Annotated in this window: 23 protein-coding genes; 14 read left to right on the top strand and 9 right to left on the bottom strand. The window is 34.6% G+C overall.

Annotated features, from left to right (window positions below; translation table 11 throughout):
• Positions 1-51: 51 nt before the first annotated feature.
• Positions 52-2,199, bottom strand: coding sequence for an endonuclease MutS2 (locus AC6CHK_RS11060; protein ID WP_498096063.1), 2,148 nt, complete (start codon positions 2,197-2,199; stop codon positions 52-54).
• A 244-nt stretch (positions 2,200-2,443) separates the two neighbouring features.
• Here AC6CHK_RS11060 and AC6CHK_RS11055 point away from each other — a divergent pair, with 244 nt between their 5' ends.
• Together AC6CHK_RS11055 and AC6CHK_RS11050 are read left to right on the top strand one after the other, a co-directional pair.
• Positions 2,444-2,947, top strand: a complete 504-nt coding sequence (locus tag AC6CHK_RS11055) for a GNAT family N-acetyltransferase (protein ID WP_498096062.1) — start codon at positions 2,444-2,446, stop codon at positions 2,945-2,947.
• A 160-nt stretch (positions 2,948-3,107) separates the two neighbouring features.
• Complete coding sequence (locus AC6CHK_RS11050) at positions 3,108-3,749, top strand: uracil-DNA glycosylase (RefSeq protein ID WP_498096061.1); 642 nt, start codon at positions 3,108-3,110, stop codon at positions 3,747-3,749.
• Here the strand turns inward: AC6CHK_RS11050 and AC6CHK_RS11045 are convergent.
• Positions 3,736-4,233: a hypothetical protein gene (locus AC6CHK_RS11045; RefSeq protein WP_498096060.1), complete on the bottom strand. Its 498-nt coding sequence runs from the start codon at positions 4,231-4,233 to the stop codon at positions 3,736-3,738. The two genes, AC6CHK_RS11050 and AC6CHK_RS11045, sit on opposite strands and share 14 nt — an antisense overlap.
• 11 nt (positions 4,234-4,244) lie before the next feature.
• Positions 4,245-4,736, bottom strand: a complete 492-nt coding sequence (locus AC6CHK_RS11040) for a DUF456 domain-containing protein (protein ID WP_498096059.1) — start codon at positions 4,734-4,736, stop codon at positions 4,245-4,247.
• A gap of 125 nt (positions 4,737-4,861) precedes the next feature.
• On the opposite strand from AC6CHK_RS11040, the gene AC6CHK_RS11035 reads away from it, so the two are divergent.
• The 7 genes from AC6CHK_RS11035 to AC6CHK_RS11005 all read left to right on the top strand — a co-directional run bounded on the left by AC6CHK_RS11035 (position 4,862) and on the right by AC6CHK_RS11005 (position 13,058).
• A complete protein-coding gene (locus AC6CHK_RS11035; protein ID WP_498096058.1) occupies positions 4,862-6,124 on the top strand; it encodes a mechanosensitive ion channel family protein in 1,263 nt (420 codons plus the stop codon).
• Positions 6,125-6,265: 141 nt separating this feature from the next.
• Entirely contained in the window at positions 6,266-6,985 is a 720-nt protein-coding gene (locus AC6CHK_RS11030; protein ID WP_498096056.1) for a pyridoxine 5'-phosphate synthase, read from the top strand.
• 71 nt (positions 6,986-7,056) lie between these two features.
• The gene (locus tag AC6CHK_RS11025) at positions 7,057-7,836 is read left to right on the top strand and encodes an alpha/beta fold hydrolase (protein WP_498096054.1); all 780 of its coding nucleotides are present in this window, start codon (positions 7,057-7,059) and stop codon (positions 7,834-7,836) included.
• A gap of 236 nt (positions 7,837-8,072) precedes the next feature.
• Entirely contained in the window at positions 8,073-9,089 is a 1,017-nt protein-coding gene (locus tag AC6CHK_RS11020; protein WP_498096052.1) for an NAD-dependent epimerase/dehydratase family protein, read from the top strand.
• Complete coding sequence (locus AC6CHK_RS11015; RefSeq protein ID WP_498096050.1) at positions 9,089-10,855, top strand: AMP-dependent synthetase/ligase; 1,767 nt, start codon at positions 9,089-9,091, stop codon at positions 10,853-10,855. The genes AC6CHK_RS11020 and AC6CHK_RS11015 overlap by 1 nt, the downstream gene beginning before the upstream one ends.
• Before the next feature lie 175 nt (positions 10,856-11,030).
• A complete protein-coding gene (locus AC6CHK_RS11010) occupies positions 11,031-12,089 on the top strand; it encodes a diphosphomevalonate decarboxylase (RefSeq protein ID WP_498096048.1) in 1,059 nt (352 codons plus the stop codon).
• Positions 12,090-12,473: 384 nt separating this feature from the next.
• Complete coding sequence (locus AC6CHK_RS11005; protein WP_498096046.1) at positions 12,474-13,058, top strand: phosphatase PAP2 family protein; 585 nt, start codon at positions 12,474-12,476, stop codon at positions 13,056-13,058.
• Positions 13,059-13,419: 361 nt separating this feature from the next.
• On the opposite strand, the gene AC6CHK_RS11000 is transcribed toward AC6CHK_RS11005, so the two are convergent.
• Both AC6CHK_RS11000 and AC6CHK_RS10995 read right to left on the bottom strand, forming a co-directional pair.
• Complete coding sequence (locus AC6CHK_RS11000; protein WP_498096044.1) at positions 13,420-17,256, bottom strand: FIDD domain-containing protein; 3,837 nt, start codon at positions 17,254-17,256, stop codon at positions 13,420-13,422.
• A gap of 505 nt (positions 17,257-17,761) precedes the next feature.
• On the bottom strand, positions 17,762-18,844 hold the full coding sequence (locus AC6CHK_RS10995) for an endonuclease/exonuclease/phosphatase family protein (RefSeq protein ID WP_498096042.1): 1,083 nt from the start codon (positions 18,842-18,844) through the stop codon (positions 17,762-17,764).
• Positions 18,845-18,963: 119 nt separating this feature from the next.
• Between AC6CHK_RS10995 and AC6CHK_RS10990 the strand changes: the two genes are divergently transcribed.
• Together AC6CHK_RS10990 and gloA2 are read left to right on the top strand one after the other, a co-directional pair.
• Positions 18,964-19,413 carry a nuclear transport factor 2 family protein gene (locus tag AC6CHK_RS10990; RefSeq protein WP_498096040.1) on the top strand — a complete coding sequence of 150 codons (450 nt, stop codon included), beginning with the start codon at positions 18,964-18,966 and terminating at the stop codon, positions 19,411-19,413.
• A 6-nt stretch (positions 19,414-19,419) separates the two neighbouring features.
• Positions 19,420-19,797, top strand: a complete 378-nt coding sequence (gloA2, locus tag AC6CHK_RS10985; RefSeq protein ID WP_498096038.1) for an SMU1112c/YaeR family gloxylase I-like metalloprotein — start codon at positions 19,420-19,422, stop codon at positions 19,795-19,797.
• 1 nt (position 19,798) lies between these two features.
• Here the strand turns inward: gloA2 and AC6CHK_RS10980 are convergent, their stop codons facing one another.
• Both AC6CHK_RS10980 and AC6CHK_RS10975 read right to left on the bottom strand, forming a co-directional pair.
• A complete protein-coding gene (locus tag AC6CHK_RS10980; protein WP_498096036.1) occupies positions 19,799-20,182 on the bottom strand; it encodes a DUF1634 domain-containing protein in 384 nt (127 codons plus the stop codon).
• Positions 20,179-21,009 (bottom strand): sulfite exporter TauE/SafE family protein, encoded by an 831-nt coding sequence (locus tag AC6CHK_RS10975; protein ID WP_498096034.1) that lies wholly within the window; start codon positions 21,007-21,009, stop codon positions 20,179-20,181. The genes AC6CHK_RS10980 and AC6CHK_RS10975 overlap by 4 nt, the downstream gene beginning before the upstream one ends.
• A gap of 87 nt (positions 21,010-21,096) precedes the next feature.
• Here AC6CHK_RS10975 and AC6CHK_RS10970 point away from each other — a divergent pair, with 87 nt between their 5' ends.
• Together AC6CHK_RS10970 and AC6CHK_RS10965 are read left to right on the top strand one after the other, a co-directional pair.
• Entirely contained in the window at positions 21,097-21,645 is a 549-nt protein-coding gene (locus tag AC6CHK_RS10970) for a DUF1543 domain-containing protein (RefSeq protein WP_498096032.1), read from the top strand.
• 124 nt (positions 21,646-21,769) lie between these two features.
• Positions 21,770-22,879, top strand: a complete 1,110-nt coding sequence (locus AC6CHK_RS10965; protein WP_498096030.1) for a 5-(carboxyamino)imidazole ribonucleotide synthase — start codon at positions 21,770-21,772, stop codon at positions 22,877-22,879.
• Between the two features lie 54 nt (positions 22,880-22,933).
• Here AC6CHK_RS10965 and AC6CHK_RS10960 read toward each other — a convergent pair whose 3' ends face one another.
• Together AC6CHK_RS10960 and AC6CHK_RS10955 are read right to left on the bottom strand one after the other, a co-directional pair.
• On the bottom strand, positions 22,934-23,449 hold the full coding sequence (locus AC6CHK_RS10960; RefSeq protein ID WP_498096028.1) for a hypothetical protein: 516 nt from the start codon (positions 23,447-23,449) through the stop codon (positions 22,934-22,936).
• Positions 23,446-24,354: a DMT family transporter gene (locus tag AC6CHK_RS10955; protein WP_498096232.1), complete on the bottom strand. Its 909-nt coding sequence runs from the start codon at positions 24,352-24,354 to the stop codon at positions 23,446-23,448. The genes AC6CHK_RS10960 and AC6CHK_RS10955 overlap by 4 nt, the downstream gene beginning before the upstream one ends.
• A 122-nt stretch (positions 24,355-24,476) precedes the next feature.
• On the opposite strand from AC6CHK_RS10955, the gene purE reads away from it, so the two are divergent.
• Positions 24,477-24,980, top strand: a complete 504-nt coding sequence (purE, locus tag AC6CHK_RS10950; protein ID WP_498096026.1) for a 5-(carboxyamino)imidazole ribonucleotide mutase — start codon at positions 24,477-24,479, stop codon at positions 24,978-24,980.
• Positions 24,981-24,982 lie beyond the last annotated feature (2 nt).

The raw sequence follows: 24,982 nt of genomic DNA, 5'->3' as shown, positions 1-24,982 counted from the left end.
GCGAGCGTTTTGACGCTCGCTTTTTAACGCTCGCTTTTTAAAAAATTATAATTAAATCCGCTCCAATTCATCCGCATCAATCGTCGTCTTGAAAGTTCCGTAATTCACGGTCACTTTATTTTTCGAAATTTTCTCGATTGTTCCGACGCTTGTGCTTCCCGTAATTCTTACCCTTTGCCCGATTTTCATCCAGACGGCGCGGTCACTTTTGCGTTTTTCCTCTATTTTATCATTGGTTTCGGAGATTTTTTCAATGACATCTTCTTTTTTCAACTGTTGAGTGATTTTCCGTCTTACAACCTGAAGTCTTTTACTTTCATCTTTATCGGCGCCAATTTTCCTGAATTTTTCCTGTTCCAGAATTTTCACAAAATCTTTCACGACATCCTTTCTCGATTTTCCTTTTACATAGCTGTCGATAAAACCTTCGATTTTATTTCCAAACTGAAGTTTACGATGCTCTTCTTCGTATAATTTTTGGAAATTGAACAGTTTTTGTTGAAGCTGTTCATTCAGTTTTTGCAGATTGTCGCGCTTGTCTTCTACGGAACCTTTTCTTTCGGCAAGATCGGTTTTTAGTTTTTCAACTTCATATTTTTCCTGCTGAAGTTTTACGATTGTTTTATCAAGATTTACAATATCATGTTCTACTTTTTTCTTTGCTGAATGAATAATAAATTTGGGGATTTTGTTCTTTTCAGCAACTTCAAATGTAAACGAACTTCCCGCTTGTCCGACTTCCAGTTTATACATTGGTTCAAGAGTTTTTTCATCAAAAAGCATTGCTGCATTTTCTGCATTTGGGAGCCCTTCAATGACCAATTTGATATTGGTGTAATGTGTTGTAATAATCGCGAAACTCTTTTTATCATAGAAAAATTCGAGGAAGCTTTCTGCCAAAGCTCCGCCTAATTCGGGGTCCGAACCTGTTCCAAATTCATCAATCAGTAAAAGCGTATTGGCGTCAGCTTCACGGATGATTCCGCCCATTTTCTTTAATCTTGAAGAATAAGTCGAAAGATGATTTTCAATCGATTGATTATCTCCAATATCTGTCATGATCTTGTCGAAGAAAAACATTTCGGATTTTGGATGAGCCGGAATCAAAATCCCGCTTTGAATCATCAATTGAAGTAATCCGACCGTTTTTAATGTGATCGATTTTCCACCGGCGTTCGGTCCCGAAATACAGATAATCCTGTTATGTTCCGTTAATGCTAAAGTCTGCGGAAAAATGGTTTTATTTTCGATTTTATTTCTCAGCCACAACAAAGGATGAAAAGCATCTTTTAATCTTAATGTTTTGTGACGGTTGATTTTAGGTAAAATTCCATTGATTAATTCAGCAAATTTAGCTTTCGCTCTCGTTAAATCAAGGTCAAAAATATACATTTGGTATCTCCAAAGCTGCGGCTGGAATTCGGACAATTCTGCAGTAAGTTTCCTAAGAATTTTATCAATTTCCTTTTTCTCTTCTTCCTGATTTTCGCGAAGCTTAAAATAATGTTTTACAACAGAATCCGGTTGGATATAAGTGATAGAACCTGTTTTTGAAAGCCCCAAAACTCTTCCCGGAACTCTTTTTTTGTATGCAGATTTTACCGCCAAAACTCTTTGGTCTTCAATAATACTTTCTCGGATATCATCCAGAAAATCGCTTTGTCCATAATTGAACAAAACTCTGTTGAAATTTTCCTGAATTGCTTTTTTGGCGAGCTGAATTTCACTTCTCAAAGTTTTCAGAATCGGGGAAGCTTCACTTTTTACTTCGCCAAAACGGTTAAAAACCTTATCAACTTTATCTATAATTTCTTTTTTGAATTCTAAAACTGAAGCATCATGCATCAAATTTGGGAATGTTTCAGGCATGGTCGGGAAAAACTTCTGAAGTTTTCCTATTTGTTCCGTAATGGTCTTGATTCTGATGAAAGCATTGTTTTCCAGACGATAATTCTCGATCAGCATTAGTTTCAGTTCGCTTTCAATATCTTCATATTCATCAAACGGAATCGCATTTGAACTTTCAAAACTCGACAGATATTCGGAAGTTTTTTTCAAAGAAAGTTCTGCCTCGTCAATTTTCATCGGACGAAGTTGAAGAATCTTTTCCTTTGTTTTCGGAGAATACGCAAAAGGAGCAATCTCCGCGAGCAGTTGCGGAAACTCTAATTCGTTTAAATCTTCTTTATTTATATACACGCTGCAAAGATAATTAATTTGAGAATCAGATTTTGTGTATCGATTTGGATTAGATGATATTTTTTAATTTTAAACCATTAAGGATTATTAAGATTTAAGATTAGTTACGTGAGCTTTGCTTTTAAGTTTGTTACGAAAGAAAATCTCTGGATTTTTCCTTAATTTCCTTATCTGTTTAATAATCTTTAATGGTTAAATTTTTTAAATATGAAATAGTTTCAGTTGGGTTTTATTACATTTGAATATGAAACTTCAGACCGAACGATTATTATTAAAAGAAATTGATGAAAGCAATGTTGAAGATATTTTGCAGATTCGAAGCAACAGAATCATCAATCAGTTTGTAAAAAGAATTCCGCCAAAAAACAATTATGATGCACTGGATTTTATTTTAACGATAAAAAAAAGAACCCGAAATAACGAAACTTTTTATTGGGGAATTTCTTGCAGAAATAAACCGAATCTTATCGGAACAATTTGTCTTTGGAATTTTTCTGAAGACAGAAAAACAGCGGAAGTCGGCTATGAATTATTACCAGATTATCACAGAAAAGGGATCATGTCGGAAGTTTTGACGGCGGTTTTAAGTTTTGGTTTTAATGATTTACATTTGCAGGAAATTCTTGCGATGACCAATAAATTCAACGAAAACTCGAAAGGTCTTCTTTTAAAACATGATTTTATATTGGAAGAGGGGAGAAAAGATGAAGGTTTTCCTGATAATCTTGTTTTTAGTTTGAAGAAGTAACGGCAATTGTGTCATTCTGACGAAGGAAGAATCTCGTTTTCTATTTTTATTATTAAATTTGTTGATAGATTCTTCACTACACTTATGAACTATGTTCGTAAACTTTCAGTTTATATTCAGAGTGACAAGTCGAACGAAGATAATTTTCAAATTGAAATTTATGACCTGGACAGATATTTTAGACCCAATAAAAAAAACAGAATACTTTGAAAATCTTTGGGAAAAAGTAAAACAAGAATACGCAACAACCAAAGTTTTCCCACCAAAAGGCCAGATTTTCAGGGCATTGGAATTGACGCCTTTTGAGGATGTTGAAGTTGTAATTATCGGTCAGGATCCTTATCATAATGATTTTCAGGCAAATGGTTTGTGTTTTTCTGTTTCTGAAAAAGTCTCTGCACCGCCTTCGCTTAAAAATATTTTTATCGAGCTTAAAAACGACATCGGAGTTGAACGAACTTCAAAAGAATTGGATGATTGGGCGAAACAAGGCGTTTTATTATTAAATGCAACGTTAACGGTTCGTGCGCATTCTCCGAATTCTCATAAAGATTTGGGTTGGGAAAAGTTCACGAATTTTATTATTAAAGAAATTTCGGATAAAAAAGAAAATGTAGTTTTCGTTTTATGGGGCGCTTTTGCACAAAAAAAGGCCGAACTTATCGATCCGGCTAAACATTTTATTTTAAAGTCTGCGCACCCGTCACCATTTTCTGTACACAAAGGTTTTTTCGGAAGTAAACCGTTTTCAAAAATTAATGAATATCTTATTTCAAACGGGAAAAAGCCTATCGCATGGTAGGTTTTTCGCCAGTTTTTTTAATGGTAATTCCGATTTTGTAATTTCCGAGCATTGTTTTTACACTTTTTTGGGAAGTCGGATAGGGATTTACTTCTGTTAAAGAAATCGTATAACCATTAAACTCAGCAGATTGAAAATGATTTCTTCCTGCATTTTCATTGGTTGCCAAATGCAAAACAACAGGTCTTGTCGCCAGGCCCATCACTTCAACGTCGGCGATAGCAATCCCCTCCCAAACGCATGTTGTGCCTTCAGGACAGCGGCTGTCTTCAGAAATTCCTTTGAAAGTAACGTTCATTTCAAATTCTTTCAGAAATTTATTTTCACCTTGATTAAAGTAAATAACTTCACTGTTTTTACTTCGCGGTATAGATTCTGTTGCCGTCGTTCCTAAATTATTTGTTGAAGTTTGTGAATCTTTTTGAGCATTACAATTCATTAAGGATAAAAATCCAAAACTGAATATGATGGTTTTACAGTACATAATTTTCTTTTTTAAATAAAATTGATCATATCTAAAACAACTACCAAAAGCATTGCCACGCCTACGACAAGACTGAAACCTGTTCCGTAGATAAATCCTATAAATGCACCTTTGGTTGAGCGCAAAGCCTTGTTCATATCTTTACTGTCGTGAAGCATTTCGCCTACGAAAACTCCGGCAAACATTCCTATCAAAAATCCTAATGGAATAGGAAGGAAAATCCCGATAATCATCCCGATAACAGAGCCGATGCTTCCCCAGCGGGTTCCGCCGTATTTCTGGTTGGTTTTTGCTGGAATGACATAGTTTAACACGGCTGATGCAATAGTAAGAATCACGAAAACCCAGATATAAAGCATTGGAAGATCTGCATCTGTGCCATATTTGTAAATTAATAAACCGGCTAAACTTAATACCAAGCCGGGCAAAACAGGAAGGAAGGTTCCCAGAATTCCGAGAATTAATAAAATAATACAGATAATGTTGATTAAGGTTGTGTCCATATTTAAATATAATTGGAAAGATAAGAAAAGAATTTTTATATAAATTTATTTTATTGGGATAATAATTGCTGATAATATTCGAGACAACAAGCCAAAATCATTCCTAATTTCTTAAATTTGCCTTAATGAAAGAAGAACTAAAAGATACAAAAGATTTATTACAGGACATCAGCGATCATATTCATTTTTTTGTAAAAGACAATGTGCCTGATGATTTGATTCTATCCGGTCAGATCATGTCTAAATTTATATTTTTGGCAGGTCTTGTTTATATTTTAGATTTTGTCTTTAAAATTGTTGTAAATACGATCATAAAGAATTTTTTTGATAGAGAAAAATACCCCGTCATAAAGTCGATTTATCAATCACGAATTACCAATTCGGTTGTACATTTAATAGCCTTAAGCTTTGCAGAATACGCATTGAAATCTGTTTTTTGGAGGCATCCGAAAAGCTTTGCTTTTTTAGAATTAATCGTTAATGTATCTATTATTTTTGTAATTGCCGGAATGTTATTCAGGGCGCTTACGGCTTTACGGAACTATTTCGTAATTAAGCAGGATTATTACAAAATAATGGCGCTAAATGCAATTTCTGAATCTGTTAAAATTTTCGGGATTTTTATACTTACTGTTGTTGGAATCTGTATTATTTTCGGAATAAAAGGTGGGACGATATTGGGAAGTTTAGGGGCCATTACTGCGGTTTTAGTTTTGGTTTTCAGAGATACAATTTTAGGTTTTGTTACGGGGCTTCATGTGGCAACTTCTAAAAGCATGAAAGTTGGCGACTGGATCGGAATTCCTAAATACAATATTGAGGGAAATATCACAGACATAAGCCTTTTAACCACGAAAATCACCAATTTTGATAAGACGATTTCCTCGATCCCCACTTACGATTTGTTGACGACCGAAATTAAAAATCTTCAGGTCATGTCAGAATCCAATACGCGAAGAATCAAAAAGTCAATCTTTTTTAATATTAATTCTTTTAAGTTTTTAGATGAACAAGATATTGAGCGATTAAAGGAAATAAACCTGATTTCAAAATATATTGAAGATAAAAGAACAGAACTCAACAACGAGAAACAAGGCATCGAACACAAAGATAAAATCATCAACGGAAGACAGATGACCAACATCGGAGTTTTCAGATATTATGCTCAAAAGTATATCGAAAATGATCCGGATATTGATCAGGAAGGTACAGTAATGGTTCGTCAACTGGAGATTACGCCGCAAGGTTTGCCTTTAGAAATTTACTGCTTTACGAATGATTCAAAATGGGAACGTTTTGAGGAAATTCAGGCTGATATTTTCGATCATTTATTGGTGGCTGCTAAAGAATTTGACCTTCAGGTGATGCAGATAAGTGTAAAAATATGATAATAGAATTTAGAAACTAGAAATTAGTTTTAATTCGAACTTTTAAAGTTTAAAATAATAAATAAGAATTAGATTAATAGAAATTTGACACAATTATGTAAACTAAATTCTAAAATCTAACTTCCAATATCTAAATTAAAAATGACTAAGCTAAGCGTTAATATCAATAAAATTGCCACAATAAGAAACGCAAGAGGTGGCGAAACACCAAGTGTGACCGAAGCTGCAATTAAAATTCAGGAATTTGGAGCGCACGGAATCACCATTCATCCGAGACCCGATGAAAGACATATTACAAAAAAAGATGTTTATGACCTGAAACCTTTGGTAGTAACAGAATTCAATATTGAAGGCAATCCTCACCGCTCTTTTATAGACATGGTTTTGGAAGTGAAACCGGAACAGGTGACATTGGTTCCTGATGCGGATGATGCAATTACTTCAAATGCCGGTTGGGATACGAAAAAACATTTGGATTTTCTTAAAGAAATCATTTCTGAATTTAAAAACGGAGGAATCCGTACTTCTATTTTCCTTGATCCAAAACCCGAATTAGTAGAATATGCAGCTAAAACCGGAGCAGACAGAATTGAACTGTACACAGAAGCTTACGCTAAAAATTATCTGACAAATAAAGAACAGGCAATTAACCCTTATTACGAAACGGCTGTTGCTGCTGCAGATTTTAATCTTGGAATCAATGCGGGACACGATTTAAGTTTAGACAATTTAAAATATTTTTCAGATAATATTCCGAATTTATTGGAGGTTTCCATTGGTCATGCTTTAGTTTCTGAAGCTTTGTATATGGGAATGGAAAATACAGTTCAGGCATATTTGAAAAGATTGGCGAAATGGTAAAAAGCTAGGATTTTGATTTGAAGAAGTTTAAACATTATTAAACCTTCAGCCTCCAACTTAAAATAAATAATATGGAAATTTTACACTCAAAAATATTTGGCGAAAATCACTCGTCGACTCCACTTTTGGTATTTCACGGATTATTCGGAATGCTTGATAATTGGGGAAGCTTTGGAAAGGAAATGGGCGAATTTTTGCCTGTTCATTTGATTGACCTTAGGAATCACGGAAGAAGTTTTCATTCGGAAAGCATGTCCCATGATGATTTGGCAGACGATATTGCCAATTATATGACTCATCACAAAATTGAAAAAGCTCATGTTTTAGGACATTCTTTAGGCGGAAAAGCAGTGATGCAATTTGCCTTAAAATACCCTGAAAAAACAGAAAGGCTCATTGTTGTTGATATTTCACCAAAGGCTTATCCACCGCATCATCAAGGAATTATAAAAGCTTTGGAAACAGTTGATTTTAATACGGTTGGTTCAAGAAGTGAAGTTGAAGCTGTTCTTAATCAATATATTCCCGAAAAATCTGTCATTCAGTTTCTGAATAAAAACCTGTACTGGACAGAAGATAAAAAGCTAAATTGGCGCTTTAATCTTAAAACACTTTCAGAAAAATACAATCAATTTGTTTCAAATGCTATAAAATTTGGGGTTTTTGAAGGCGAAACATTATTTATTGCAGGTGAAAAGTCAAACTACATCTTACCGCAGGACGAGTTTGCCATTAAACAACAGTTCCCAAAAGCTCAGTTTGTGAAAATTAAAAACGCTGCGCATTGGGTGCAGGCGGATAATCCTGTGGAATTCAGTGAAGTTGTGGGGAGTTTTTTAGGATTAAATTAAATCTATAATAATGTAGATAAAACATCTCAATGAATTAAAAATTTTGTGTTCTTTGCTAAGTGGAACGCCTTTGCAAACCTTAAAAACGGTTAGTAGTTAAAAAATATTTGTGAACTTTGCGTTAAAATTAATTCTAACAATCATTCATTATATCATCAAATTATATCAAATAGTCACTTAAAATTTGCAAATTTGCAGGAATTTGGAATTCACTAATCAAGCAGAAATAACAATACATGATTTTTGTAACAGGAGCAACAGGAATTTTAGGCAGGATAATTATTTTGGAACTTTTGAAAAAAGGTAAAACCATTCGTGCTGCCAAAAGACCTTCAAGCAATATTGACGAAGTAAAGCATTCTTATCAGTTTTACACAGAAACTCCTGAATTTTTTTTCAATAAAATAGAATGGATAAATGTTGATTTTGACGATATTCATTCTCTTCAAAATGCATTGATTGGCGTCACAGAAGTTTACCATTGCGCTGCAAAAGTGAGCTTTCATCCCAAAGATGAAAAAGAAATGTATCACACCAATATTAAAGGCACCGAAAATCTTTTGTATGCCTGTGAAAATTCAGGAGTTGAAAAGTTTCTTCATGTAAGTTCTGTGGCTGTTTTAGACGGATTTAATGATAAAGGAGAGTTGGATGAAGAATCGGATTTTAATCCAAAACTCGAACATTCGGCTTATGCAATTTCAAAGCATTTGTCTGAAATGGAAGTTTGGCGTGCTTCCGCGGAAGGCCTGAATACGATCATTATCAATCCGGCGATCATTATCGGCAGCGGAAACTGGAAACAGAGCAGCGGCGAACTGTTTTCTACTTTTGAAAAAAACAATTTTACATTTTCCGGAGGTTCGGCGTATGTCGATGTGCGCGATGTTGCAGAAATTGCAATACAATTGATGGAGAAAAATGCTTTTGGAAAGCGTTTTATCGTCATTTCTGAAAACATAAAATATGCCGAAATAGGAAACTTGATCAGAAATAAATTAGGCTTGAAAGACGCGAGCATACTTTCTGCTGCCCAATTAAATGTAGGAAGATGGCTTAATGTTTTCTTTGGCTGGCTGATTCCTCAATTAAAAATGGCGACAAAATCAAATATTGAATCTGTAACTTCTTTCAATACTATTTCAAATCATAAAATAAAAGAAGAAATCAATTATAAATTTATTCCGGTGAAAGAAAGTGTTGATTTTCACCTCAATAATTATATTAACGACAAAAAGCTGAATCAAAAATAATGAATCTTGCAGAAGCAATTATCACAAAAAATATAGAAAAACATCCTTTAAAATCAGCTGTTGGTTTCAAAAAAAAAGAAGGATGGAAAGAGCTGAGCTGGAAGAGATTTAGCGAAATTATCTATAAAACAGCAAATGCACTTAAAAAGTCAGGTGTTGAAGAAAACGATAAAGTAGCCATTTATGCAGACAATTCCACCGAATGGATGATTTTCGATCTTGCAGCAATGTCAATCGGTGCGGTTACGGTTCCTATTTATTCTACAAACAATGCCGAGCAGGCAGAATATATCATCAACGATTCTCAATCTAAAGTTATTTTAGTGGGAGACCAAAATCAATATGATGCGTGTCTCGAGATTTTAAAAAAGGGAGAAAGCAGTCTTCAAACCATTATCATTTCTAAAAAAGCAGTTTGGATTAAAAAAGAATTCAGCAGTTTTTATCTTGAAGATTTCATTGCTAAATCTTCCCCAAAGCTTGATATTATTAAAAAAGATTTTGACGATACTGCAACGATTATTTATACTTCAGGAACTACAGGTACGCCGAAAGGTGTCGTCTTGACTCACGGAAATTTCATTAAAGCTTTTGATGCACATTTTGAGTTTTTTAAGTTTAAAAATTTTGAGGAAGAATTATCGATGGCGTTTCTGCCATTAACTCATGTTTTCGAAAGAAGTTGGAGCTTGTTGTGTCTGTACGGCGGCGCAAGAGTGTATTTTCTGGAAGATCCGAAAGATATTGTAAAAGCTTTGGAAGAGGTAAAACCTACGATGATGTGCGCTGTGCCGAGATTTTTCCAGAAAGTCTACGCCGGAGTGCTCGAAAAAGCAGAGGAAAGTTCTTCATTCAATAAAAAGATCTTCGATTGGGCTTTGAAAATAGGAAAAGAAACAGCCGAATTAAGGAGAAAAGAATTACCGGTTCCTTTCGGATTAATGGTTAAACATTCTGTTGCAGATGCTTTGGTTTTCAATAAAGTGAAACAAAAAATGGGCGGAAGACTTTGGTTTATGCCTTGTGGCGGAGCTTCTGTCTCGCCCGATGTGACGCAATTATTTGAAGCAATGGGATTGCACATCACGGTAGGTTACGGCTTGACTGAAACTACGGCGACTTTGACAGCTTTTCCTTTGACGCATTTTGAGCATGGAAGCTGTGGAAAACCATTGCCTGGTGTAGAAATTCGTATTGGAGAAAATGATGAAATTCAGGCAAAAGGAAATGGTATTATGAAAGAATATTACCAAAAGCCTGAAGAGACCGAGAAAGTTTTCACGAAAGACGGCTGGTTCAAAACCGGTGATGCAGGAAAGTTTGATGAGAAAGGAAATCTCTTCATTACCGACCGAATTAAAGATCTGATGAAAACATCTAACGGAAAATATATCGCTCCTCAACAGATTGAAAATATTTTGACCAATAATAATTATATTCAGCAGATTGTTCTGATTGCGGAAGGAAGACAATTCGTTTCGGCTTTAATTGTTCCAAATTTCGAGTTTTTAAAAGACTATTTGAAGAAAAATAATATTCAGTTTACAAGTTGGGAAGAAATTGTAAAAAAGGAAGAAATTATTCTTTTATACAAAGAAAAAATTAAAGAATTGCAGCACGAACTTTCGGATTATGAAAAGGTGAAAAAGTTTACTTTAATGCCTTCAGAATTTGAAATAAGCAGCGGAGAAATTACCCCGACTTTGAAAGTAAAACGAAATGTTGTGCTGAAAAAATATGCCGATATTATTGAGAAAATGTATTAGTGATTATCATTCGAGGAATGAAGAAATCTCAAGCCTTAATAATCTTAATTTCTCAAATAAAACTTAATGTTTTAAAATTTAACCATTAAGTTTATAGTTAAGTTTTAAGAATATTAAGTTTAAATTTATCAATTTCATTTTGAATGGTGACGACTAAGAATATTTAAACTAAATTATGACAACACAAGATTTTTTAGGAAAGAAGGAATTCAATATAAATTCACAAACGGTTTCGGAAAGTTGCCCGTCAAATATTGCTTTGATAAAATATTGGGGGAAATATGCGGATCAGATTCCTGCAAATCCAAGCATTAGCTATACTTTAAATCATTGTAAAACCAACACAACAATAGAATTTTCTGCAAACGAAACTTTCTCTGTTCAGACTTTTTTATCGGGAAATGAAGAAGTAAAATTTGCTGAGAAAATCGAAAAATATTTTAAAAATATTGAGAAATATCTTCCCTGGATTCTAAAAGGAAAATATATCATTAAAACAGAAAATACATTTCCTCACAGTTCAGGAATTGCAAGTTCGGCATCAGGTTTCGGGGCAATCGCAAAATGTTTGATGAAATTGGATGAAGATTTTTCAGGAAAAAACTCTGAAGAAGAATCGTTGAGAAAAGCATCATTTTTAGCCAGATTAGGAAGCGGAAGTGCCTGCAGAAGTTTGTATAACGGATTGGTGGTTTGGGGGAAGTCTGACGAAGTGAGGGGAAGTTCGGACTTGTTTGCTGTAAAATATCCGGATTTTGAAATTCATGATATTTTTAAAAATTTTAATGATTGGGTTTTATTGATTCATGAAGGCGTAAAAAGTGTTTCTTCAACTGTCGGACATGGTTTGATGAATACCAATCCGTATGCAGAAAGAAGGTTTCAGGAAGCAAGAGAAAATTTTGTTCCGATGAAAGAAATACTGAAAAACGGCGATCTGGAAAGTTTTATAAAGCTGGTTGAGCACGAAGCATTGACGCTTCACGCCATGATGATGATGAGCGATCCTGCTTTTATCCTCATGAAAAACGGAACTTTGGAAGTCATCAATAAAATCTGGGATTTCCGGAAAGAAACTCAATTCCCGCTATTTTTTACTTTGGATGCGGGTGCAAATGTTCATTTGTTGTTTCCAAATGACGGTTCAGAAGAAAAAATAAAAACTTTTATAGAAGCCGAATTGCTTCAGCACACTCAAAAAAATGGAGTAGTGAAGGATGTGATGAGATTTTAAAATAAAAAAGAATCTTCAATCATTGTAAATACAGAAGCGGACGCTAGTTCGCTTTTTTTGATGTAGAATTTCATTGATCTATGTTGATCATCTTTCTCTGTTTAAAATAAAAAAAAATCCAAACTAAAAAAATAATAATAACATTTCCAGAAAACTTATAACAAATAAATTTAAAAAAATAAAATAATTAATTTGTTGATTTAGAAGTGATTTGCATCAAATTTGCAACAAAAATGATTATTAAATTAAAACAATTCAAATTTAGCATATCAAATGGAGTTCAAGAATAATGAGTTTCTTAGTAATTTTTCAACCTATGTCAGAGATAGAAGAAAAACACTTTTTTTGTGTTTTTCTATTTTTTTTATCATTATTTTTCTTCTTTTGAGTTTTTATATAGTCGATTCATCCCCCAAATCTTGGGATTTACTCGTTTCTCAGGAACTGCAGGAAGATTCAAGTACGCTTTTAGACGTTTTGATGAAAGGTTTTAGCTGGCTGGGAACTGTTTATGTTGCAGCTAGCATAGTTATTGTGCTTTCAATAATTTTTTTGATATTTAAATATTTCAAAGAAAGCTTATTTGTATTGTCATGTCTTTTATCTGGCGGTGTAAGCTATGTTTTAAAAACACTTATCGATCGACCTAGACCAACGACGGATTTTGTAAGAATTATTGAAGAAACTCACTATCAAAGCTTTCCCAGTGGCCATGTTTTGTTTTATACTGCTTTTTTCGGAACATTAATGGTGATTGCTATCTCTTCAAGCATTTTAAAATTATCTTGGAAAATAATGATCACATCAATTTGTTTAGCAATGATTGCTTTGGGCGCCGTTTCACGTATTTATTTGGGCGCGCACTGGTTTACAGATGTCATTGGCGGATTTATCGTTGGAGTTCTTTTTGTAATGTTTACAGGAATTATTTATCTTAAAAGTAAAAATAAATCAATCCCCATTAAGTAATAAAAACTCAAAATTGATAATTAAAATCTGAACTTTTTGTGAATAATTTTATCGATTCTAGTCACCGCTGCATCAAGCTCCATTATTTTTTACTTTGAATGAAAATGTGGTTAATCCGCTTTTTCCAAATGATGTCTCAAAAAAATAAACTTTTATAGAAACCGAATTGCTTCAGCACACTCAAAATAAATATGATGAGGTTTTAAGCATTGATTTAATAATAAAAAACCCTTTCTAAAAAGTAGAAAGGGTTTTTATTTTCAGCTATTGAGCTTTATAATTAATTTCTGTTTTTAAGCAAAATCCAGCCTGCAAAATGTAGTGTTTTTTTAGAAATAGGATCTTTCCAGGACAATTTGTACTAATATGTGGCTGTTGGTAAACCTCTTCCCAATTCTTTTCCGTTCCAAACGGGGTTTGCAGAATTTATTCTAAATGTCACTCTGCCATATCTGTCAAATATTTCTCCTTTGAAATCTTCAAATCCACTTACTGTAGCAAAGCTGATTGTATCATTTCTTCCGTCACCGTTTGGAGTTATGGTGTTGACCATAAAGAATGTATAGTAACTTATTACTGTGTCACACATTGCTCCCTTATTTCTTACCCGTATAATATATTGTGTATTTTTAAGAACGTTGAAGAAAACATTTGATACCTGCCATGTTACGCCATCATCAATAGAATATTCCAAAGTGGTAATTCCGCTGTTTTTAACTTTAATTGTTAACGTATTATCATTATAGATTATTTCTGTAATTTCCGGAGCAATAATATAAGAAACTGTAGCAGAGAATGTTTTTGTACATGCTCCGTTGTTTATGGCTACGGTATAAACTCCGGCCTGATCTACAGTAATTGTCTGAGTTGTTTCTCCTGTATTCCATAAATAGGTGTAATCGGGGCCAATTCCCACATCTAGTATTGTTTTATCTCCTTCACAAATTTCAACATCCTGTAATGTAGAAATTATTTCAGGAATCACTTCAATGGTAATCGTTGTCTGAGCAGTACATCCATTTGCTCCTACGCCTTCTACGGTATAAGTTGTTGTAGCAGTCGGAGAAACGGTTTGAGTATTTCCGTTACCGGGGAAGTTCACCCAATTATAAGTTACAGCTCCGGTTGCGGTAAGAATAACGAATTCACCTTTACAAATCACAAGTTGTGGAGCCGTTAACCCAACTACAGGTGGGGTTATATTTTCAATTACTGTTACTGTTGATTGTTGCATACAGCCAGTTTCACTTGTAATAGTAAGTGTATAAGTTCCGGCATTATTTACGGTTGGTGTTAAAGTATTTGCTCCTGCTACAATATTCCCGCCTGCTGCTGCAGTCCAAAGAAATGTAGCACCTTGTCCAAAAACCGAACCTGTTGCATCTAAAGTAACTTGAGTTCTTGTACAGGTAATTTCTGTAGGAACAGCAATGTTTACTATAATTGCTGCATCCATTGTAACTGTTACAGATTGCTGATACTGGCATCCTTCAGGTGTTGTCACAGTTACTGTGTGTAATCCGGGTACTGCTACGGTATTAATAGGTCCGTTTGTCCCGTTTGACCACACAAAAGTATTTCCTGTACCTGTTGCTGTAGCTGTTAAGACTGTATTTGAACCCTGGCAAAATGTTAAATTACCTGTAATTTGTAGGTTCGGATTCAGGCTTTGCACAACTGTTACAGATTGCTGATATTGGCAGTTCGCTGGAGTTGTTACCGTTACCGTATAAGTACCAGGTACTGTAACTGTGTTGATGGGTCCATTTGTGCCGTTTGACCATACAAAAGTATTTCCTGTGCCTGCTGTTGTAGCAGTTAAAACCGTATTAAAACCGTCACAGATAGTTAGATTTCCTGTTATCTGTACGTTTGGATCAACATCTTGATTTATCGTTATAAAAGCAGAGGTGCTACAAGCTCCGTTATTTGTTGTAAGTGTATAAGTTCCCGGTGCTGTTATAGTAATTAATTGTGTTGTTTCACCTGTTGACCAAGTATTTCCTGTTGCCTGATTAGAGGAAAGAGTAACAGTTCCACCTAAACAGATGATTGGAGACGAGCTTGTAATAACAGGTGCAGGTGCTTGAACAATGTTAAGCTGTAATTCTGCAATTGCAAAACAAGTACCTGATTTTACTCTTACAAAAACAGTAGTGCTACCTGGAGTGTAAACTGTAGGAGTTGCTATTGTGTTGGCATTGCCCGCTGCTGCATCTGCCTGATTTTCATAATAATCAAAACTCACGCCCGCTGCATTGCTTATATTCGGTTCAGCTGTGGTAAGATCAAATATATCGGAACATTGAGTCAAAGCTGCATTCTGTACTGTAAGCTGTTGTGATATTGTCAAGTTTATCGTAACCTTTTCACAATCGATGAACTCTGGCGCATCGCCACAGAATCTATAAACAAAAGTATCATTACCTACAAATCCGGCGTTAGGGGTATAGGTAATAATACCATTTGGATCTATAGTTACTGTACCGTTGTTGGGTGGCGTTACAATAGTTACGGTTGCCGGAACATAAGTTTGTGCAGAAACTGTAAATGCTGGTGTGATAGATGTAGGACCCGAACAGATAGTCAGATCTTTTATTGATTCGTGATCACAACTAAAAACTTTAAATATCGGTGTCATTACAGGAGTACAAGTTCCGGCGGTAACTCTTACGGTATAATTTCCTGCGACAGTAGGCGTAAAAGTATTAGCGGTAGCTCCGAGAATAGGATTTCCGTTTAAAAACCATTGATAGGTGTCATAATGGTCATCAACTTGTAGAACAATTCCCGGGACACAATCTCCGGTTTTCGAAATTGCAGGAACGGAAGAAGCGCCTGCAAAATAACCACCGTAGCCGGCAGTGGAATATCCTCCGTTTACTCCGGCAGTTACCGCTCTTGTGGAGGCAATAGTTACATTTCCTGTTACTCCTTCTATTGCATACGTTTCCCATTGTGTGTTACCTGTAAGAGGAAAAGGCCCTTGAGCTGCCGTGGGAGTTACCCCATTTACAGTAACTGCTGCGCCGGTTTCTGTTATAATATTTAATTTGAGGTTAATAGGCAATGGGATATTAGGCATTTCATTAATTTTCCCAATTTCATCAATTTTTCTTGGCAAAAAACAGTTTAAAGGCGGAATATAGTTAAAACCTCCAGTATTAGTCTGATTTCCCACTCCAACAAGCTGATATAAATATACATTTTTGGAAGCAGAAATAAACATATTATAATGGCCGCTGCCTGGGGTTTGCTGAACATAATTGGTTTCATTGATTCTGAACCATTCGCCTTCATTGATTGTAGCAATGGGAGCTGTGGCACCATTTATAAAAATCTGTGTATTATCTTCTGTGGCAATCACAATACCGCCTTCCATATTTGCTTGTGGGATTGTAGATTTTGTTTTTACCATAGCAAATGTATTTCCCAGTCTTTCTACAGGAACAGACTGGTCTAAAATAGGATCTGATCCACCTACAAAAGCAGGGGAGGCAAAGTTACCGTTGGCACTTCCGTTCGTAAGAGATACTGGTTTATCTGATATAACTTTTGCACCGATAAATCCGGTTGCATTATTGTTTGTAGCGAAAAGATGGACTTCACCGACAAAAATAAATGACTGACCTTTATTTAATGTAAAGGTATGCGAGTTTCCGGTTGGAGCTCCTCCGACAAATTCTATTCCGGGAGCCCATGATACAGTAATTGTAGTATTGTCTTCCGTGGCCAAAATCCCAGCTGTAAAGTTATCAAAGGTATTATCAGGGTCGTTGGGACTTGAAGCTACATAAAACAATTTTCCAATACCTGCTTTCCCTTTAGATGTTATGATTTCACCATGATTGCCATTGGCAGGTCTTAAAGTACAGTAGAAGGGTTTAGCTCCCTTTATGTACAATCCTTTAGAGGTTACCTTGAAAGCATCGAGATTTGGATTAGAGCCTTCTATTAAATTTTGAGGAACAATAAATCTTTGCGGATTACCCTTGCTAATGCTAACCGTACCAATAAGAAGATTATTGCTAAAAATCTGTACATCAAAAGGAGTTACAGAATCTGTTGATAAATACAGCCCGTTAGAATATGTTTGAACACTTGTATAATAAGGTGCAATCCAATGTTCGGTATCTCTTTGTGCAAAGTTTTTTACGGAAAATAGTATTATAAATAAAAGCAGTATTTTTTTCATCATATTTCTGTTTCTAATAGTTGTGTTTTTGTAAAATGATTCAAATGTGTATGGTAAAGATAAATTGTTAAATAAATTTATTATAAATGTAAAAATTAACATAAAAAGTATAGATATTTATGTAAAAATTACAGTTTTAGTCAAAAGTATAGTTTCTAAATTGAAAAAACGGGTGACTAAAGTCACAAATAATGTTATTTTTTCTATTTATTTGATAATAAAATGAAATTATTATTGGATTTTAAAGCCGCTTATTGTTTCTAAAAGGATTGAAGACTCAGAAATGATGATTAAATAACTAAAGATTTCAGCATGATTCTTAATACTTTTATACCAATATCAAAACCCACAACATTTTATAAATGTGTGTTAAAAATTTGAATATGAATAAAGATATTTGAAAATATATGAAAGTATCTGAACTTTCAGTTTTTGAAAAATATTATGTGATCAAGTTTAATTAATCTTCTAAATACGATTGAATTGATTGGGAAAGATTAGTTTATAATCAGCCTTCGGTCGCAACAATATCTCTTTCGCCATTTTCTTCTTTTCCTTCTTCAATCATTTCTTCGGCTTCAGCTTTTTCTTCAGAATCGGCTTCTTCAATTCTTTCTTCCTGCTCGCCGTTTTGGTGATCAATGAAAAATTCGCAATAAACGGGAAGATGATCCGAGCCGAAATTTTCCAGAGTTTTCAGTTCTTTAATGAAAATATCTTCGCTGTGAAACATCAGGTCAATAGGAAATCTCAGCAGACGGTATTTTGCATGAAAGGTAGATACAAAAGCGCGACCAACTCTCGGATCGATCAAATGGCTGGTTTTTCTGAATAAAACCGAAGATTTCGACCAGGCAACATTATTGAAATCACCAACAACGATCACTGTTTTTTTAAGTTCCTGCACACGCTTTGCCACGCTCAAAAGGTCGCCGTCTCTTTCTTTCGAGGTTTCTTCTTCTGTTGGACTTGGCGGTGGCGGATGAACTCCGAAAAAGACAAACGAAAATCCATCTTTTGTTGTCAAATGAACTTCAATACTTGGAATATCATCGGCAACAAAAAAATGTGTTCTTGAACTTTCGATTTCCATTTTAGAATAGAAATGCATTCCGTACGTGTTTTCAAGCGTTACTTTATGCTGATAAGGATAATCTTTTTCTAAAACCTGCAAAGCTTTTTCCCAATCGCTGTTGCTTTCCATCGTAAGAAAAATTTCAGGCTTGTGCTGATTAATAAGGTTGATAAACCTGTCATAATCCTTATTAAACTGATAAACATTCGCTGAAATAAAATGATACTTTTCGGAAGATGCATTGCTTTGATGATGCTTTTTTACATGATAAAGCGGAGTATATTTTACAAGCGTTACACCATGATAAATAAATAATGTCAGCAAAAACGCCTGACAATACCAAAAATATTGAAACGGACCAATGAAAAATCCAAAACCAAAAGTGATAATAATAAAATAGGTGATTTGAATCTTACCAAAATCTGCAAAGCGAAAAACCCAATGCGAATTTGGAATATTTGGTAATATTGTCAGGATGAATAATAATGAAATTAAAACAATATATATAGTCAGCATATTTTTAAATAAACGCGTAAATTTAAGTTATTTTTTGAGAAGATAAGTTTGTTGTTCTTAAATTTTATTCAAAATAGCTTGCGCAAGTTTGTTTTTAGTACTTTTATAAAAAATTATATATGAAATTTAATATAAAAGCTTTGCTGCCTTTTGCATTACTTTTTGGAAACTTGGTATTTGGACAGCAGTCTGAAAATAAAGAAGTAACGGCGCCGATTCACAACTTGTTTTTGGCCATGAAAAATGCTGATCCCGAACTTCTGAAATCTGTTTTCGCTGACGGTGTGATTATGCAAAGTGTAGCGACCGATGGAAATATAAAAAACGAAAAGATTGAAGATTTTCTAGGTTCCGTTTCAAAGTTTTCAAAAAATGATCTGGATGAAAGGATCAATATTGCTTCAATTCAGGTTGATGGTAATCTGGCAAGCGTTTTCACACCTTATGAGTTTTATTTTAAAGGAAAATTCTCGCATTGCGGAGCCAATAGTTTTCAATTGGTAAAGCAAAATAATGTTTGGAAAATACAATATTTAATTGATACGAGAAGGAAAGACTGCAAAAAATAAATTTAAATGAGAATTCATCATATTGCCATTATCTGTTCGGATTATATTGTTTCAAAAAAGTTTTATACGGAAATTTTAGGTTTGAATATCATCCGTGAAGTTTATCGTGTCGAAAGAATGTCTTATAAGCTCGATCTGGCTATTGGAGATGATTATGTAATTGAGCTTTTTTCTTTTCCCGATCCTCCGAAAAGACCTTCACAGCCTGAAGCATGCGGCTTAAGACATCTTGCTTTTTCGGTAGAAAATGTTGAAGAAAAACGCCTTGAATTAATTGATAAAGGCCTGATCTGCGAAGAAATAAGAATTGATGAATTCACCGGAAAAGAATTTTTCTTTACCCAGGATCCGGATCGACTTCCTTTGGAGTTTTATGAAATGTAAATTAATGTGCGTAGCCTGTAAAAAAGCTTATCGCCATAATGACCAATACAATTGATGAAATAAAAACGTATAAATAGTCTTTTTCTTTAAGATAGCCGATTAGCGCAAAAATAATTCTTACTAAAGGTGTGAATATCAAAAGCAGAATTCCGAGTTGGATAATTGCCATTCCTTCGCCTTTCATCAGAGAGTTCCAAAAATGGCTCCATACTTTTTCTGAAGAAGTGCCCATTTCCAAAAACTTATACTTTTTCGGCATTTTAAAGCCTTCTAAAAAAAGCTTTACAAAACCGATCAAAGAAGTGATAACGGATAATATAACGCCTAATCTCAGAAGATTACCAACGGAACGGTTCAAATCTACATCAGTGAAATTCTTTCTCATGAAAAATTGCTTCTTACACCGTTATACATCATATAAATAGACAAAATTGTAATGACGATTGCAAAAAATGTCTTCAGCTTTTTTGTCTTAGAAACCATCAATGTTTTAGATCCTATGAAGCTTCCAACGACAACTCCTACTAAAACGGGAGCCACGATCACGGGAATAATTTCGCCTCTTTGGAAATAGATCAGCGAGCTGGCAACCGCCGTTACACCAATCATAAAATTACTTGTCGTGGTAGAAACCTTGAAAGGCAGCTTCATCATATTATCCATTGCTAAAACCTTTAATGCTCCTGAACCAATGCCTAAAAGTCCTGACATTGCACCGGCAAACATCATCATAAAAAATCCGGGAACCGTATTTCTTGCAGCATAACTTTTCAAAATTCCTTTATCGGGGAAAGTTCCGTATAATTTTAATTTATCTTCCAGACTTCCTTGAATTAAAGGTTCCTGATGATCCGGTTTTCCTTTAAGATTTAAAACAACAGTAAGCAGAAGAATACTTGCGAAAATAATTCCGATTGTATTGGGATTCAGCATTCCGGAAACCAAAGCTCCAACAATTGCACCTGCGGTTGTGGCAATTTCCAGAAACATCCCGATCCTCATATTGGTAAAGCCTTCTTTCACGAAAGCTACTGCTGCGCCGGAAGAAGTTCCGATAACAGAAATAAGCGACGCCCCGATTGCATAATGCATAGGAACACCAAAACCAAGCGTCAATAAAGGGATAATGATAACTCCTCCTCCTAAACCTGTAAGCGAACCTAAAAGCCCTGCTGAAATGGCGCCAAGAAAGAGAATAATGATTTCAGACATGTTACAAATATAAAACTATTGCTGTTTTTAAGCAAACTTTAATGAAAGATTATTTTTTCCCGTATTTTTGCAATATAAAATTTAAAGATGAAATTATTTTATATTATTCTCGGCGCAACGCCCAAAGGAAGGAATATAGAGCAGCATGATGTATTTTTTGGAATTGCCGAAAGCTTAAAAGATCTCGTTCCCGATATAAAAAATTTCTGGTTGGAAGCTGAAGGTAAAATTCATCTTGATGGATATCAGGAAGTGAAGTTTGTTGATGGACATGAAGTGAAAATCGTTCCGAAAACTGATGTCAAACAAGAGCAGCAATTGTTTTTTATCAATTTGGGAGGCTATAAAAAAGGCTTTTTCGAAGAGTTTCATCAGCAGCATCTTATGGTTGGGGAAACCATGGCGGATGTGATCAAAAAAGTAAAGAAAACCGAATTTTACCTTACAATGGGTTTTGAAAGTGCGGTGAGCCATATTGACGACAAACATGGAGTAGATATTGACGATATTTTTAATGTAAATGATATTTTACCGGAAGAGATGAAAGAAAAATATTCCATTATTCTTGAAAAAACAGAAGAAACTAATCAGGCGAATTTTTCAAAAGTAGGATATTTGAAGCTTGATAAAATATAAATGTTTTGATGTTAATTTGATTGTAGCGATACGGAATGAAGGATCTCAATGCTAAACTTTAGAGATTCTTCCGACAATTCGAAAATTAAAGAAAAAAATAAATCTAATTCGAAATAAATAAAAAATGAAAATAGGAATTTTAGGTGGTGGCCAGCTTGGAAGAATGCTTATTCAGGAAGCTTTAAAATATGATGATGAATTTTATACTTTAGACCCCGCTTCAGATGCGCCTTGTCACAATATTTCATATTTCACGCAAGGAAATTTCAATGATTACGAAACGGTTTTAAACTTTGGAAAAGATAAAGATGTTGTAACAATCGAAATTGAGCATGTAAATGCCGATGCTTTAGCTCAGCTTGAGAATCAGGGCGTAAAAGTAGTTCCAAATTCTAAAATTATTAAAACCATTCAACAAAAAATTCTGCAAAAAGAGTTTTATAAAGCTCACGATATTCCAAGTCCTGAATTTGAAATTATGGATGGAACTTCTGACGAAATAAAAATTCAATTTCCTTTTGTACAAAAGCTAAATACGGGTGGTTACGACGGGAAAGGCGTACAAATTATTCGTTCGTCGGAAGATTTGAAAAATCTATGGCCCGAAGATTCTGTTTTGGAACGTTTGGTTGATATCGATAAAGAACTTTCTGTAATTGTTGCGATCAACGAAAGCGGAGAAACAAAAACTTTCCCGGTTACTGAAATGGTTGCCGATCCGAAATTAAATTTATTGGATTTGAATATTTGTCCTGTTTTTTTGAGTAAAGATGTTGAAAATCAAATTAATTCAATTACCGAAAAATTCCTCAATGCAGTAAATTCTCCGGGACTTTTTGCCATCGAATTGTTTTTGGATAAAGAAGGTAAAGTCTGGGTCAACGAAACGGCGCCGAGACTGCACAATTCCGGGCATCAAAGTCAGGAAGGGAACGCCAATTCACAGTTTGAGCAAATGTACCGCGTGGTGAAAAATTTACCTTTGGCTGATACAGACACTTTTACCTTCAGTGGAATGTTGAATCTGGTTGGTGCAGAAAGTTTTTCAGGAAAAGTGATTTACGAAGGAATGGATGAAGTTTTAAAATTGCCTAAAACTTACGTTCATCTTTACGGAAAAACAGAAACCAAACCCGGAAGAAAAATGGGGCACATCAATGTTTTGGCAGATTCCCGAGAGGAATTGATGGAAAAACTGATAAAAGTGAAAGCGATGGTAAAAGTGATTGCTTAAGCTAAAAGTAATAAAGGTTGTTTATTTTGAAACAACCTTTTCTTTTGTATCCTTTTATCTATTGTTAATTATAGCTGAATTAACTTTTCCTATTTCTGATTCTTTACTAAATTCATATTTATCTGTAAAAATCCAAAATTGATTTTTGTTTTTGGAATCTTTTGCAATAAAAATTTTAAAAATGCCTTTGGAAGAAATAATTTCGACAGATTTTTGATCTTCGGGGTGTGTATGATTCGTTGGGATATTCTGCATTTTAAGAAGTTCTTTCTTTAATTTTTGTGGAAGTATTTTAAAATCATTTCTTGATGTAATAATTTGGGTCTGAGGATCAGAAAGTATTTCTAAAATCTCATTCCTTATTTTTCTAAGTATTGTTGTTTGCATGAAGATTATAATAATACCCAAAAAGAAAAGCTGAACCAATAAAATAATACCGATTTTTTTTACTTTATCATTTTCGAAGATTTTTAAGAGAAATAATACTATGAAACCAATAAAAGCAAAACCAAAGGAAAAAGGAAGGGATTTTATTAAGAAATTGTAAACTTTTTCAAGTGTTTCAATCATATTTCAACTTTGCGTCTTTTAAACAATTCAGGATTAAAATTAATGATAAATACTCCGGCAATTATTAAAACGGCAGCAACGATAAATTTAGCAGAAATACTTTCATCTAAAATCAGCCAGCTTAAAAATATGGAAATAATGGTATTTACATAAGCCAATATAGAAACCTGAACGGGGGAAATTCTTGTCAAAGCATAATGGAAAGCAAAAAATGCCGCCACAGAACCGAAAATAGCCAGATAAATCATGGCTGAAATACTTTTAACACTCCAGCTTTCGAAACGATAACTTTCTGAAAATAGAAAAGCAAAACAAAGCTGAACGATTCCTGCAAAAGCAAATTGGTAAAAAAGATTCAAAGTGATGTGTCGGCTCTGAATATTTAATTTTTTAGTAAAAATCGTTCCCGAAGCCCAGCCTGCGATAGCGATAAACAAGAAAATAATTCCCATGCCGTAATCGGGATTTCCCAAATCCATCAAACCGTCCCAGAATATAAAAAGTATTCCGCTGAAACATAATAAGACGCCTACAAAAGCCCGAAAGCTGAATTTTTGAATACCGAGCGCCACACTTCCAAGAAATACCATAATAGGTGAGCACGCACTGATAAGTGAAGTCAGACTGCTTGTAACATCTTCTTCTGCCACCGTCGTCATCCCGTTGGCGATAATAAGCATCAATGTTGAAAAAACAAGCTGGTAACGGAGGTTTTTCCAGCCAATCCATCTGAATTCTTTTCGGTAAATTAATATAAAGAACATGATAATTGCTGCTAAAAACTGGCGGATTCCGGCTACAAACCATGCCGGAATGGTTTCTACAGCTACGCGGATCGCTAAAAACGTTGTTCCCCAAACAATGGCAACAGTGAGTACGGCAAATATGAGTTTATAATCTTTCAATTTGAGAAAATGTGTTGCAAAGATAAATATTTCGGACAGCAGATATCGGACCATAATTTGAAATCTGAAGTTTTTAATCTAAAATCTAAATTCTTACCTTTGAAAATCTAATAAAATTGAAAATGGTAGGAATTATCATGGGAAGTCAGAGCGACTTGCCAATCATGGAACTTGCGGTAAATTTTTTGAAATCTTTGGACATTCCATACGAATTGACGGTGGTTTCCGCACACAGAACGCCGGAACGGATGTTTGATTATGCAAAAACTGCTAAAGAAAGAGGCTTGAAAGTAATTGTTGCAGGAGCGGGCGGCGCGGCACATCTTCCCGGAATGGTGGCAAGCTGTACAACTTTACCGGTAATTGGTGTTCCTATTTTATCGAGTAATTCTATTGACGGCTGGGATTCTGTTTTGTCGATTCTTCAGATGCCGGGTGGAATTCCTGTTGCGACAGTTGCATTAAACGGTGCTTTAAATGCCGGAATTTTAGCCGCAAAAATTTTAGGAAGCGGAAATGAGGAAGTAGCCGAAAAGCTGCAAAAATATCAGGATTCTTTAAAAGATAAAGTCTTGGGAACAGTGGATGATATTAAAGCAAAACATCCCAATCAATACGACAAATAATG

The organism is Chryseobacterium sp. GQ58 (assembly GCF_059758895.1).
This window is presented reverse-complemented; position numbering and strand designations above follow the sequence as displayed.